Raw genomic sequence first — 12,273 nt, 5'->3', positions numbered from 1 at the left:
CAATGGGGCAGGGGGGATAACCGGCTGCCGGGATGACTCCAAACCCCCCGGAGTCGTTCCGGGGCGCCCAAAAAAATTTACACACGGTTAAGTGATGGCCGGATTCTGAACCGCGCCGGTTCCCTCGCGTTCTCATTATGATCGCCATGGGGCGAGGGACGAATGCCATGTCACAGAAATCGCGAATACTCTTCGGTGTGGCCGCCATTGCGCTGACGCTGGGCGCCATCCCGCTGGCCGCCGGCCGTGACCTCGCCGGCGACGTCTTCAATCGCTCACAGGTTTCCCCGGGCACGTCCGCGGCCACCATCAACCGCGCCACCAAGGGCGATCGCGCCGGTAGCGTTGTACGGTCCGACGTGCCGATGCGAACGATCTCGCTGCGGCTCAACGGGCTGTCCGACACCTCGGTGCTGATTCGCATGCCCGTCACCCAGGCGTCGCGCCCCAGCTCTTTCGCGCCGTCCTGGACCAAGTCCGGAAACGACAAGCGGGCGGTCGCCTGCGAGCCCGTCGTCAGCGTGCTGACCGAAGTCGCCAAGCAACTCCAGCCCGGCCGCTGCGTGACCTGAGCTCTGCGAACAGCGAAAGCATCATACTCGCTGTCGTTCCTGCTTTCGTACGGACGACGTGAGAGGTCCGGTCTGCCCGGTCCGGGCAAATCAGTGATTTGCTGTCCAGCCCCTCGCGCAAAAATATTTTGCTTCAGTGTTTGCGCAAATCACCTTCATGTCCGCCACCGTCCTGTCCCACACAGGGGCGGCTCGAGATCGTCACGGACGCGGGACAGGATGCGGTGGACGCAAGCGGCGCTTGAGACGAGGGCGCTTAACTTTGCGGACGGTGAAGTCGTGTGGTCCTGACGCCCCGACGCTGGCGTCAAGCTCTTGAGAAGCACGCTTCTCAGGGGCGACGGTGGCAAGAAAGCCCGGTCGCCGAGGAGAGCGCGAAGGAACCCGTTAAAACCATTGCGCGGGGAATGCCGGGTGATTCCGGTGTGACCTGACTAACGCGTGTGCTTACTTCCACTACTTCCGCACACGCGGCTATCGGGCGCATCGGGCGCCCGGCATTCCCTGCGCCCTCTCATGGAAGAGGGCGGGAGGTTTACAGCAAAACTCGGGCGAAATGCGCCGCGAGATCGCGAAGCTGTGTCTGTTGCTGTTTGCAATGTGAATCCACGGAAATGCGCAGTGCGCGGGTGCGCCCCATCCCCACCCGTCATTGCCGGGCTTGCCCGGCAATCCATCGCACTTCGCAAGAAGCTCTTTCCAAGGGGATGGATCACCGGGTCAAGCCCGGTGATGACGATCTTGATGCCCAGTGATGACGATCTCGATCAGTTCACTCTGCCGGCGCCTGGTCGCCCGCAGCCGCGTTGCGGCTCACCAGAAATCCCAGCGCGATGCCGCCGACAGCCAGGATCGGGATCAGCTTCTTGATACCGATGGCGCGGATCACCTGGAGGCCGGCCGCCATCAGCATGGGATCGGCGAGCGCGCTATGGACGGCGGACCGTGCGGCTTCGGCTGCGCGCGCCCTCGCTTCCTTCTCGATCTGCTTCTTGCGCGCGATGTAGCTGAAGGCCGCGATCAAGCTGACGACAAAGAAGATGGCGGCGCCGGCAAGGCAGGCCTGCACCAGGCCATATTTGTCCAGCACGAGGACAAAGGCGGCGGCGCACAGGAACGACGTCGTCACGAACAGTGCCAGCGCGGCGGCGGCCGCGAGCGAGGTCAGCCGCAAGGCGCTGCCGGTGGATTCCTTGAAATCGTCGATCATGCGCGCAAACATTGAAAGCCTCGCTCGAAAAAATGCCCGCCAGCAAAGGGCCTCGTGGTTCGAGACGCGCGGCCCTTGCCGCGCTCCTCACCTTGAGGGTCTAGAAGCCACCGAGAACCCCATCCCGAGGAGCATCGCCAACGGGTCGCGCGAATGCGCGCCCGATGCCAAGCTCCGCGATGCGTCTCGAAGGATGGACGCTGCCGCGGGCAAGACGCCTTACCGGCGCCACGTCACGCCGATCAGGAAGCCGAGGCCGAGCGCGAGGCCCACGGTCGCGAGCGGGCGCTGCGTGATCACGTCCTCCAGCGATTCCTCGATCGAATAGGCCGCGTCGTGCGCCGCATCCATCATGGCGCTGCCGCGCTCCGACATGTCGTCGACCGTCGCGTCGACGTTTTCGCGCGCCTGCTTGTAGCCGCGGCGCGCCTGCTTCCTGGCGGAGCCGGCGAAGCTGTTGAGCGCGTCGGTGATCTGGTCGGTCAAGGCTGAGATATCGTTCTTCACGGCTGCTACATCCTTTTCAAGGCGTTCCTGGGTGGCTTTGTCCGACAGATTTCTCATGCCGATTTCACCGTCTGTGCTGGACATCGAAACCTCCCGGGATACTGAAATCATCTACCCCACAAACGTCTCGCCCCGTCCTAAGTTCCACCTGCCATTTTCCGGTCGGAAAATGGCAGGCTTTGAAATTCCCGCGTATTCGGATCGCAAAACCGGTGTCCACTTTGCGGAATACGCGCGTACCGAAACCCGGTCAGTCCGGCGGCAGCTGCGGCGTATCGACCGGCATCAGGTGGTCCTTGAGAATGAGGCCGACGATCAAGAGCGGCGACGACAGAAAGCCGCCCACCGGGCCCCACAGCCAGGTCCAGAACGCCAGCGCCAGCAACACCGCGAGCGCGTTCAGCGAGAGCCGGCGTCCAATGATGGTCGGTGTGACAAAATGCCCTTCGATAAATGTAATCCCGACAAAGGCCAGCGGCGCGATCAGCCCCGCGGTGATCGTGGGAAACGCGACGATCCCGACCGCCGACAGGATCACGAACATGGCGACCGGGCCGATGATCGGCAAATAGTTCAAGGTCGCGGCGAGTGCGCCAAGTCCCGCGGGATTGGGCATGCCGGTCACTGCACAAACGATACCGGTCGCGATACCGACGCCGACATTGATCATCGTCACCGTCAGCAGATAGCCGCCGAGATGCTCCTCGATCTCGTTGAGAATCCGCAGCATTCGCAGCCGCTCTGCATGGCCGGCAAAGGTCATGATCAGGGCGCGGCGCAGGTCCCGCCAGCTTGCGATGAACAGGATCAGCGTTGCGAAGAACAGCATGAATTCAGTGAAGGTCGGCGACAGGAATTCGAGTGCGGGCTGGACCCAGTCGAATTTCGGCATCTGGAATGAGGTCAACGGATCGGAGCCGCCGACCATGCCCTGCAGCTCCTGCCAGAGCACCAGCAGCCGGTCGAACACATGCAGCCTCTCCTTCAGGATGGATCCGAGCTCCGGCAGGCGGTTGCTCCACTCCATCAGGGGCGAAGAGATCAGGCCGACCATGAAGGTCGTTATCGCGCCCACGGCCGCCACGATCAGCACCGCCGCCACCGAGCGAGGAAGGCGGCGTCGCTCGAGAAAGTTCGCCGCCGGCGACAGCATGGTGCCGACCACGAAAGCGGCCACGACCGGGAGAAAAAACGCTCTCGCAACATAGAGCACGGCGACGACGCAGATGATGAGAAGTGCGACCAGCGCGAACGCGACCACTTCGGCCCGCCGGATCACCGGCGGCAGTTCGTTTCGGCTGTCAGACAGCGGCGTACTGACCGCCTCGCTGGAAGGCGCACGCTCGTTGGGAAGGACACGCAACTGGCTCTCCCCGCGGCTGGCGGCTGATAGGGCTGACGAGCCCGCGTTCGCGGTCTCAGGCAGGCACAACACGCGGGCTCTGCAAAAGGTTCCATCGCGGAATCGTGAGCGGTGGGCGGCTTGACAGGACTCGCTTCTATTTGAATCGCACCGGAACCGCGCAGCCCCGTTCGCGTTTGATCTGGCAGAAGCATCAGCGTGATGCGCATCGCATCGGGGCAGGTCATGACACAGACATTCGGAAGGTTTCGCAAGCTGTCGCCGCGCGTCACGAACGCGCTCGTTCTCGCCGGGGCCATGTTGATGGCGCCTGTCATCTTCCCGAGCGCAGCCAGCGCGCAGGTGCTCGGCTACGCCCCGGCGCCGCAGAGCGCATTCCCATCGGACAATATGGTTGCCCCTGATGAGCCGGCGCTGGCCGACGATGGCGACGGCTCCGTGCTGCCGGAGCGGCTGCGGCGGACCGTCGTGGCGCTCGACACCCGCGAGGCGCCCGGCACCGTGATCATCGATACCGGCAATACCGCACTCTATTACGTGCTCGGCCAGGGCCGCGCGATTCGCTACGGCGTCGGCGTCGGCCGAGAGGGCTTCACCTGGGCCGGCGTGCAGACCATTACCCGTAAGGCGGAATGGCCGGATTGGCATCCCCCGGCAGAGATGATCGCCCGCCAGCCTTATCTGCCGCGCTTCATGGCCGGCGGCCCCGGCAACCCGCTCGGCGCCCGTGCGATGTATCTCGGCTCCAGCGAATTCCGCATCCACGGCACCAACGATCCCACCACGATCGGCAAGTTCGTCTCCTCCGGCTGTATCCGCCTGACCAATGAAGACGTCAGCGACCTGTTCAGCCGGGTCGATGTCGGCACCAGGGTCGTGGTGCTGCCGAAGAGCGGGCCGCACCTTGCGGCCCGGGCGATCGGCGGCGCGGCACTGGAAGCCACCGGCACGATCACCGTTCGCCCGGCGGCGGCGCTGTCGCGCCCCGTGGTGACGAGGGTATCGGCCGGCCGTCAGGCGATGAACCTTTCGACATCGTCGCTGTACTGACCCAAAGCTCGTCGCGGAGGGCGCCATGTTCGGGAAATCAATCAGGCAGGCGGCGCTGGGCGTGGCGATCGCAGCGGGCGCGCTGGCGCTGGCGCCGGCCGCGCACGCCGAAAACGACTTCCTCTCCGCGCTGTTCGGCGCGTTCGGCGGCGGCCGGTCGCATGGACCCGAGATCATCCGGGTGCCCTACGCCAGCGAGGGCGAGCCCGCCGGCCCGCAAGACTTACCTCCGCAGGGCGCCGCCCAGGGGCCGCGCCCCATGACCTATGGCGGCGGCCAGGCCTTTTGCGTGCGCAGCTGCGACGGACGCTATTTCCCGCTTCAAGGCTCCGACAGGGAAAGCCGGGCGGCTTCGTGCAACAGCTTCTGCCCGGCGAGCAAGACCGAAGTGGTATACGGCAGTCATATCGACGATGCCGCCACCGCCAGCGGCAAGCCGTATTCCGAACTGCCGAACGCGTTCCGCTATCGCACCGAGATCGTGGCGGGATGCAGCTGCAACGGCAAGGACCAGTTCGGTCTGGCGCCGGTCAGGATCGAGGACGATGCGACGGTCCGCAGGGGAGACCTCGTCGCGGGCGCCGATGGACTGATGGTCGCCGGCCGCAGCGCCGACAAGCGGGGCGCCTCGCTGAACTTTACGCCGGCCTCGAAATCGGTGCAGTCACGCTACCAGCGCCTGCCCGTGGTGGCGCGGGAGTAAGGGGCCGCCGGACTGAGGCGACCCGCGTTTCGATCACGCCGCGCGGATCTTGCCGAGGAACCGGGTCACCTGGCTGCCCAATTGCTGGCTCTGGGTTTCCAGCGTCTCGGAGGCCTGCCTCACGTTCTCGGCCGCTGCGGCGGAGGCATCGGCGTCGGTTTTGACGCCGGTGATGTTGTCGGAGACGTTCTTGGTGCCCTGCGCGGCGTATTGGGTGCTGCGGGTGATTTCCTGGGTGGCGGCGCCCTGTTCCTGAACCGCGGCGGCGATCGCGGTCGCGACTTCATTGACCTCGCCGATGATGCTGCCGATGCCCTTGATGGCGTCGATGGCGTCGCCAGCGACCTTCTGAATGTCGGCGATCTGCTCGGAAATTTCGTCGGTCGCCTTCGCGGTCTGGCTGGCCAGCGATTTGACCTCGGAGGCCACCACCGCAAAGCCGCGGCCGGCTTCGCCGGCGCGCGCCGCCTCGATGGTCGCGTTCAGCGCGAGCAGGTTGGTCTGGGCGGCGATGGTGTTGATCAGGCCGACCACTTCACCGATCCGGGCCGCCGATTTCGCCAGTCCCTGCACGGTGCCGTCGGTTTCGCGCGCCTGGCTGACCGCGCGGCTGGCGATGCCGGCCGCATGCGCGGCCTGCTGGCTGATATCGTTGATCGAGGCGCTGAGCTGCTCGGAGGCGGAAGCGACGCTCTCGACGCTCATCGAGGCCTCGCTGGAGGCCTTCTCGGCGACCTGGACGCGCTCGTTGGTCTGGCGGGAAACCGCCGACAGGCCGGAGGAGGTCGTCCGCATCTGGCTGGAGGCGTCGCCCAGTTGCTGCAGCGACTGGCGCACCATGTTTTCGAATTCGCCGACATAGGTCTCGATCGCCTTCTGGCGCGAAGCCGCGCCCGCATTGCGCTCGCGCTCCTGCTGTTCGATCCTCAGCTTGTCCTGGGCCTGCTGCTTGAAGGTTTCCAGCGCTCCCGCGAGCGCGCCGATCTCGTCGCGGCGTTCGGTATAGCCGGTATCGACGGTCAGGTCGCCCGAGGCCACCTTCAGCATGGCGTCGCGCATGTTGTGCAGCGGCTTGATGACGCGGCGGGTGACGGCCATCATGGCGCCGAACGTCAGAGCAAGCGCACCGGCCAGCAGCATGAGCTGCACCACCAGCGCGCGCAGGGCGGCGGAATGCTGGACGGCGGTGTGATCCTTGGCCGCCTCCAGCGCGCGTTCGGCGACATTGACCGCCGAACCCATGCGGCCGACCGTGATCGGGCTCCATTGGTTCGCGGTCAATTCGGTTTTCTCGCCGGCGATCATGGCGTTCAGCAGGCGATCGCGCAAAGCGAGATAGTCCGGCTCGAAATAAGCGGTCTTGGTCGCCGCGATGGCGCTGGCGAGCGCGGGAGGCAGCTGCATTCCCGATGCCGCCGTTTCCACCGCCGCAAATGCGATCTCGGTGCCGCCGAGGAATTTCGTGTAGGTCAGGCGCGATTCCGGCGCCATGCGGCCGGCGGCGAGCCCCTTCGAAATCATCAGCGATGCCTCGCCGGCAGTGTTGCGCAACAGCCAGGCGGTTTGCTTGATCGCCAGCAGCTGGTCGATGGTGGCGTCCTGATGGTTGACGGCGGCGGCGAGCCCTGCCGACAGCCTGTCGAGCGTCTTCAGCAGCGTGGCGGTGGTGTCGAAATACTCCTGCGGCAGCGCCGCGCGGCGCGAGGCCTTTGGCTTGGCGACATCGTCCCAGAATTCCTTCTGCAGCGCCGTCAGACGTTTGAACAACTGGTCGAACTCCGGCACCAGCGTGTTCTGTTGCGCGAATTCAATCGACGGCAGCAGGGTGAGCGCGTTGGCCATCGCGGGCATTTCGGCATCGCGCAGGTCGCGCAGGTATTTGTCGATATCGCTTGCGACAGGCTGATCGGCATTCAGCAACCGGAAGGTTGTGGACTGATCGGTGCGCAGGTTGTGCATCGCCTTGAACAAATTGGCCGAGGCGTCGGCGATAACGCCGATGCGGCCCGTCAGCTGCAACCGGTTCCAGGAATCCCAGGCGTTGAGGGAGAAGCCGACGATCACGCAGAACGCCGTGACCAGGATGACGGTCTTCAGCAGCGCGGATACGGTCAGACGATTCAGCATAGCAGCCCCCCAAATTTCGCCCATTTGAGCCAAATTTGGTAAAGATTTAGACAGCGTAGCTGCCGTATTAGTACCGGTTTGCAACAGCAAAGCCCCAAATACAGCCTGAGCGGCGGTTCCTTCGCGGGAACCGAGGGGTCCTTCCCGCGTTAAAGGCTTCGTTAATGTCGCTTCGCGCGGTTTCAGGGGGATCTTCCGGATGCTTGTCAGCGTACTCATCACGTTTCTCGTCGTCATTCTCATTCTGTATCTGATCAATCTGTTGCCGATCGACGGTCGCGCCAAGCAGATCGCCCGGGTGGTGGTGATCATCCTCGGCGTGATCTCGCTCTTGAAATACATCGCGGTGATCTAGCGCCGGATGGCGCCCCAAATAAAAAAGCCCCGGCAGAGCCGGGGCTTTTGTTTGGTCGCGTAAGATTCTATTTGAGCGTCCTGAACCAGTCGTCCACGTCCTTGTGGATCTGATCCTTGGCGAAGCCGTAGCGCTGCTGCAGCTTGCCTTCGAGCTGTTCCCGGCGGCCCTCGATCACGTTGAGGTCGTCGTCGGTGAGCTTGCCCCACTTCTCCTTGGCGGCGCCCTTGAACTGCTTCCAGTTGCCTTCGACCCGGTTCCAATCCATCGCCATCTCCTCTTGCGTTGAAGATGGGCCCTTAACGGTCGGGCAAGTCAAACGTTCCGGGCGGAACTGTCGAGCAATCAGCCCGCGGCCTTGGCTTCCCGGCGCCGCGCGGTGAGGATGAACTCGGTGTAACCGTTCGGCTGCTCGCGTCCCTTGAAGATCAGGTCGCAGGCGGCCTTGAAGGCGACGCCGTCGAAAGCGGGCGCCATCGGCCGGTACAAGGGATCGCCCTTGTTCTGGCCATCCACCACGATCGCCATGCGCTTTAAGGACTCCATCACCTGCTCTTTGGTGATGACGCCCTGATGCAGCCAGTTCGCCAGATGCTGGCTCGAGATCCGCAAGGTGGCGCGGTCTTCCATCAGCCCGACGTCGTGGATGTCAGGCACCTTGGAGCAGCCGACGCCCTGGTCGATCCAGCGCACGACATAGCCGAGGATGCCCTGGCAATTGTTGTCGATCTCCTGCTTCACATCATCCGGCGCCCAGTTCGACTGCGACACCGGGATGGTGAGGATGTCGGACAGCTTGGCGCGCGGGCCGCCCTTGGCCAGTTCTTGCTGCCGCGCCAGCACGTTGACCTGGTGATAATGCAGCGCGTGCAGCGTGGCGGCGGTCGGCGACGGCACCCAGGCGGTTGTGGCGCCGGCCTGCGGATGGCCGATCTTCTGCGCCAGCATGTCCGCCATCTTGTCCGGTGCGGCCCACATGCCCTTGCCGATCTGGGCATGGCCGGGCAGGCCGTCGATCAGGCCGATATCGACGTTCCAGTCTTCATAGGCCTTGATCCAGGGCTGCGACTTCATGTCGTTCTTGCGGATCATCGGGCCCGCTTCCATCGAGGTGTGGATTTCGTCGCCGGTGCGGTCGAGGAAGCCGGTGTTGATGAAGACGATGCGCTTGGACGCATTCTGGATGCAGGCCTTGAGGTTGACCGTGGTGCGGCGCTCCTCGTCCATGATGCCGACCTTCATGGTGTTCTCGGGCAGCCCCAGCATTTTCTCGACCCGGCCGAACAGCTCGCAGGTCAGCGCGACCTCGTCGGGGCCGTGCATCTTCGGCTTCACGATGTAGACCGAGCCGGTGCGGCTGTTCTTCGTTTTCGAACTGCCCTTGAGATCGTGGATCGCGAGCAGGCCGGCCACCGCGGCGTCAAGAATGCCTTCCGGAATCTCGGCGCCGCCGGAGTCGAGCACCGCGTCGGTGAACATGTGATGGCCGACATTGCGCATCAACAACAGGCTGCGGCCGTGCAGCTTGAGTTCCTTGCCGTCAACGGTCTTGTAGACGCGGTCGGGATTCAGTGCGCGCTTGAGCGTCTTGCCGCCCTTCTCGAAGTCGGCCGACAGCGTGCCGTCCATCAGGCCGAGCGTGTTGCGATAGACCAGCACCTTGTCTTCGGCATCGACCGCCGCGACGCTGTCTTCCATGTCGAGGATGGTCGAGACAGCCGATTCAAGGATCATGTCGGCGACGCCGGCCGGATCGTCCTTGCCGATCAGGTTGGTGCGGTCGATCTTGACCTCGATATGCATGCCGTTGTTGACGAGCAGTACCGCGCTCGGCGCGGCGGGATCGCCCTGGAAACCCGCGAACTGCGCGCCCGATTTCAGCGCGGTGGCGTTGCCGCTCTTCAGCTTGACCGCGAGCTGGCCGGCGACGACGCTGTAGGACGTCACATCGGTGTGGCTGCCGGTCGCCAGCGGCACGGCGGAATCCAGAAACGCCTTGGCCTTGGCGATCACCTTGTCGCCGCGCGCCTTGTTGTAGCCTTTGCCGGTTTCGCTCGGATCGTGCGGGATCGCGTCGGTGCCGTAGAATGCGTCGTAGAGGCTGCCCCAGCGCGCATTGGCGGCGTTCAGCGCATAGCGAGCATTGGTCAGCGGCACCACCAGCTGCGGCCCGCAGATATTGCCGATCTCCTCGTCGATGTTGGAGGTCTCGACCTTCTGCGTCGGCGGTTCCGGCAGGAGATAGCCGATCTCCTTGAGGAACGCCGTGTAGGCGTTCATGTCGAACGGCTTGCCCTTGTTGGCGCGATGCCAGCCGTCGATTTTCGCCTGCAGGGCGTCGCGTATCGCCAGCAGTTCGCGGTTCCTGGGCGCGAGATCGCGGAGGATCCCGGCAAGCCCAGCCCAGAACGCATCGGGGGAAATTCCGGTTTTGGGGGCGGCCTCCTTGGCGATGAAATCGAACAGGACGGGGGCGATTTTCAATCCGTGGGCATCGATGCGATTCATGATGGGATTTTTCTCACGAGAAACCGCGGAAAGGGGCGGCTTTCAGGGGCAAACGGCAAAAGGGCCCCGCAAAGGGCCTTGTTCGGGGCCCTTTTAGCCCTAAAGCCGGGGCGATGAGAAGGCCCTTGGCAGGCCTCCATTGCCCATTAGGAGGGCGCTCGGAAACGCTCAGATATTGGCGGCGAGATCGGCAAGTTCGTCGAACAGGATGCCTGATTTCGCCAGCATCCGCTCGATCTCGTCGGTGGCCTCCGCGACCGAGCCCGCCGAGGTGTCGAGCGCCAATTCGCACGATGCCGGCGGCTGGTAATCGTTGCCGATGCCAGTAAACCCGTGCAATGCGCCGGCTCGCGCCTTGGCGTAGTGACCCTTGGGATCGCGGCTCTCGCAAACTTCGGCCGGAGTCGCGACATAGACCTCGCGGAAAAGCGTATCGGCGATGCGGCGCGCGCCGGCGCGATCCTCGCGTGACGGCGAAACCGCGGCGACGATGGCGATGTGCCCGTTGCGGGCGAGATGGGTGGCGACTTCGGCGAGGCGACGGATGTTCTCGCTGCGGTCCTGGGCGGAGAAACCGAGATCGCTGTTGAGGCCGGCGCGCAAGGTATCGCCGTCCAGCAGGACTGGCGAGCCGCCATGGCCAAATAACCGGCGTTCCAGCGCGCGTGCCAGGGTCGATTTTCCGGAACCCGGCAAGCCGGTTAGCCAGACCACCGCGCCGCCATGGCGATAGCGCGCCGAACGCTCGTCGGGACGCAGCGCGGATTCCACCGGCACGATGTCGACGGGAATGGCGCGCTGTCCGGCATCGACCGACAGCACCAGCCCGCCGCCGGCAATGCGTCCATTGACCTCGATCACCAGCCGTCCGGTGCGGGGATTGTCAGTATAGGGATCGGCGGCGATCGGCTGCGCCAGCGCGATATCGATCTCGCCGACATGATTGCGCGCGATCGCTTTGGTCTCGACGCTCGACAACTCGCCGGGATCGACCGCTTTCTCGATCGCGACCACGGTGGCGCGGCTCTCGCGCGTGCCGAGCCGGACCAGGATCGAGGCGCCCGTGGTCAGCGGCTGGTCGTGCAGCCAGAAAATGCGCGCGCGAACCCGCCGCGTGTCGCGCGGGCTCGACCCGACATGGGCGATGACGTCGCCGCGTTCGATGAACAATTCGCGGTCGAGCGTGATGCCGACCGATCGTCCCGCGGTCTGGCCGCCCTTGACCGGCGTCACCGGCCAGCCTTCGACGCTCCGGATTCTTGCGATCTTGCCGGCGGGCATGATGACGATCTCGTCGCCGGCGGCGAGACGGCCGGATTCGATGCGGCCGGCGACGATGCGGCGGTCGTCGAACTTGTAGATCGCCTGCACCGGCAGCCGTAGCGCGAGTTGCTCCAGCGGCCGCGCGGGCTCCAGCGCATCCAGCGCCTCGACCACGGTCGGGCCGTTGTACCAGCCGATTCGCGGCGTGCGTTCGGCCACGCCGTCGCCGTCGCGCGCGGAAATCGGGATCACCGCCGATGGCGTGACGCCGAGACCGATAAGATGCGCGGAAATCTCGTCGCTGATCGCTTTAAATCGCGCCGCGCTGAAATCGACCCGGTCCATCTTGTTGACGACCACCGCGACCTGTTTGACGCCGAGCAGATGCAGCAGATAACCGTGGCGCCGCGTCTGGTCGCGCACGCCTTCCAGCGCGTCGATGATCAAGACCGCGCCGTCCGCCTGCGAGGCGCCGGTGATCATGTTGCGCAGGAATTCGGCGTGGCCGGGCGCGTCGATCAGCACGATGTCGCGCGAGCCCGTGCGGAAGCGAATTTGCGTGGTGTCGATGGTGATGCCCTGGTCGCGCTCGGTCTGCAGCGCATCCAGAAGAAA

General features: G+C 64.7%; 11 protein-coding genes. 4 read left to right on the top strand and 7 right to left on the bottom strand.

What is annotated here, in order from left to right; genetic code table 11:
- Positions 1 to 167: 167 nt before the first annotated feature.
- Complete coding sequence (locus QZ213_RS15430) at positions 168 to 572, top strand: hypothetical protein (RefSeq protein ID WP_291686950.1); 405 nt, start codon at positions 168 to 170, stop codon at positions 570 to 572.
- A 772-nt stretch (positions 573 to 1,344) separates the two neighbouring features.
- Here QZ213_RS15430 and QZ213_RS15425 read toward each other — a convergent pair.
- The 3 genes from QZ213_RS15425 to QZ213_RS15415 form a co-directional block, all read right to left on the bottom strand.
- Entirely contained in the window at positions 1,345 to 1,794 is a 450-nt protein-coding gene (locus QZ213_RS15425; protein WP_291686949.1) for a hypothetical protein, read from the bottom strand.
- A 207-nt stretch (positions 1,795 to 2,001) separates the two neighbouring features.
- Positions 2,002 to 2,373 (bottom strand): DUF883 family protein, encoded by a 372-nt coding sequence (locus tag QZ213_RS15420; protein WP_291686948.1) that lies wholly within the window; start codon positions 2,371 to 2,373, stop codon positions 2,002 to 2,004.
- A gap of 166 nt (positions 2,374 to 2,539) precedes the next feature.
- The gene (locus tag QZ213_RS15415; RefSeq protein WP_291686947.1) at positions 2,540 to 3,652 is read right to left on the bottom strand and encodes an AI-2E family transporter; all 1,113 of its coding nucleotides are present in this window, start codon (positions 3,650 to 3,652) and stop codon (positions 2,540 to 2,542) included.
- Positions 3,653 to 3,877: 225 nt separating this feature from the next.
- Between QZ213_RS15415 and QZ213_RS15410 the strand changes: the two genes are divergently transcribed.
- Together QZ213_RS15410 and QZ213_RS15405 are read left to right on the top strand one after the other, a co-directional pair.
- Complete coding sequence (locus tag QZ213_RS15410) at positions 3,878 to 4,702, top strand: L,D-transpeptidase (RefSeq protein WP_291686946.1); 825 nt, start codon at positions 3,878 to 3,880, stop codon at positions 4,700 to 4,702.
- A gap of 25 nt (positions 4,703 to 4,727) precedes the next feature.
- On the top strand, positions 4,728 to 5,405 hold the full coding sequence (locus QZ213_RS15405) for a DUF2865 domain-containing protein (RefSeq protein WP_291686945.1): 678 nt from the start codon (positions 4,728 to 4,730) through the stop codon (positions 5,403 to 5,405).
- Positions 5,406 to 5,438: 33 nt separating this feature from the next.
- Here QZ213_RS15405 and QZ213_RS15400 read toward each other — a convergent pair whose 3' ends face one another.
- Positions 5,439 to 7,532, bottom strand: a complete 2,094-nt coding sequence (locus QZ213_RS15400) for a HAMP domain-containing methyl-accepting chemotaxis protein (RefSeq protein ID WP_291686944.1) — start codon at positions 7,530 to 7,532, stop codon at positions 5,439 to 5,441.
- Between the two features lie 199 nt (positions 7,533 to 7,731).
- Here QZ213_RS15400 and QZ213_RS15395 point away from each other — a divergent pair, with 199 nt between their 5' ends.
- Entirely contained in the window at positions 7,732 to 7,887 is a 156-nt protein-coding gene (locus tag QZ213_RS15395) for a Thivi_2564 family membrane protein (RefSeq protein WP_291686943.1), read from the top strand.
- Between the two features lie 67 nt (positions 7,888 to 7,954).
- Here QZ213_RS15395 and QZ213_RS15390 read toward each other — a convergent pair whose 3' ends face one another.
- The 3 genes from QZ213_RS15390 to cysC form a co-directional block, all read right to left on the bottom strand.
- On the bottom strand, positions 7,955 to 8,155 hold the full coding sequence (locus QZ213_RS15390; RefSeq protein WP_291686942.1) for a CsbD family protein: 201 nt from the start codon (positions 8,153 to 8,155) through the stop codon (positions 7,955 to 7,957).
- 77 nt (positions 8,156 to 8,232) lie between these two features.
- Positions 8,233 to 10,395, bottom strand: a complete 2,163-nt coding sequence (locus QZ213_RS15385) for a malate synthase G (RefSeq protein WP_291686941.1) — start codon at positions 10,393 to 10,395, stop codon at positions 8,233 to 8,235.
- A 168-nt stretch (positions 10,396 to 10,563) separates the two neighbouring features.
- Positions 10,564 to 12,273, bottom strand: a 1,710-nt coding sequence (gene cysC, locus QZ213_RS15380; protein ID WP_291686940.1) for an adenylyl-sulfate kinase, incomplete at its 5' end; no start/stop codon positions are given.

Source organism: Bradyrhizobium sp. (genome assembly GCF_017881085.1).
Lineage (GTDB): Bacteria > Pseudomonadota > Alphaproteobacteria > Rhizobiales > Xanthobacteraceae > Bradyrhizobium.
Note: the sequence above shows the minus strand (reverse complement) of the source record. Positions and strands in the feature narration are given on the sequence as shown.

Coding starts and splice junctions, on each gene's coding strand:
- QZ213_RS15430 (WP_291686950.1), top strand. CDS start 168: ATGTCACAGAAATCGCGAATACTCTTCGGTGTGGCCGCCATTGCGCTG.
- QZ213_RS15425 (WP_291686949.1), bottom strand. CDS start 1,794: ATGTTTGCGCGCATGATCGACGATTTCAAGGAATCCACCGGCAGCGCC.
- QZ213_RS15420 (WP_291686948.1), bottom strand. CDS start 2,373: ATGTCCAGCACAGACGGTGAAATCGGCATGAGAAATCTGTCGGACAAA.
- QZ213_RS15410 (WP_291686946.1), top strand. CDS start 3,878: ATGACACAGACATTCGGAAGGTTTCGCAAGCTGTCGCCGCGCGTCACG.
- QZ213_RS15405 (WP_291686945.1), top strand. CDS start 4,728: ATGTTCGGGAAATCAATCAGGCAGGCGGCGCTGGGCGTGGCGATCGCA.
- QZ213_RS15400 (WP_291686944.1), bottom strand. CDS start 7,532: ATGCTGAATCGTCTGACCGTATCCGCGCTGCTGAAGACCGTCATCCTG.
- QZ213_RS15395 (WP_291686943.1), top strand. CDS start 7,732: ATGCTTGTCAGCGTACTCATCACGTTTCTCGTCGTCATTCTCATTCTG.
- QZ213_RS15390 (WP_291686942.1), bottom strand. CDS start 8,155: ATGGATTGGAACCGGGTCGAAGGCAACTGGAAGCAGTTCAAGGGCGCC.
- QZ213_RS15385 (WP_291686941.1), bottom strand. CDS start 10,395: ATGAATCGCATCGATGCCCACGGATTGAAAATCGCCCCCGTCCTGTTC.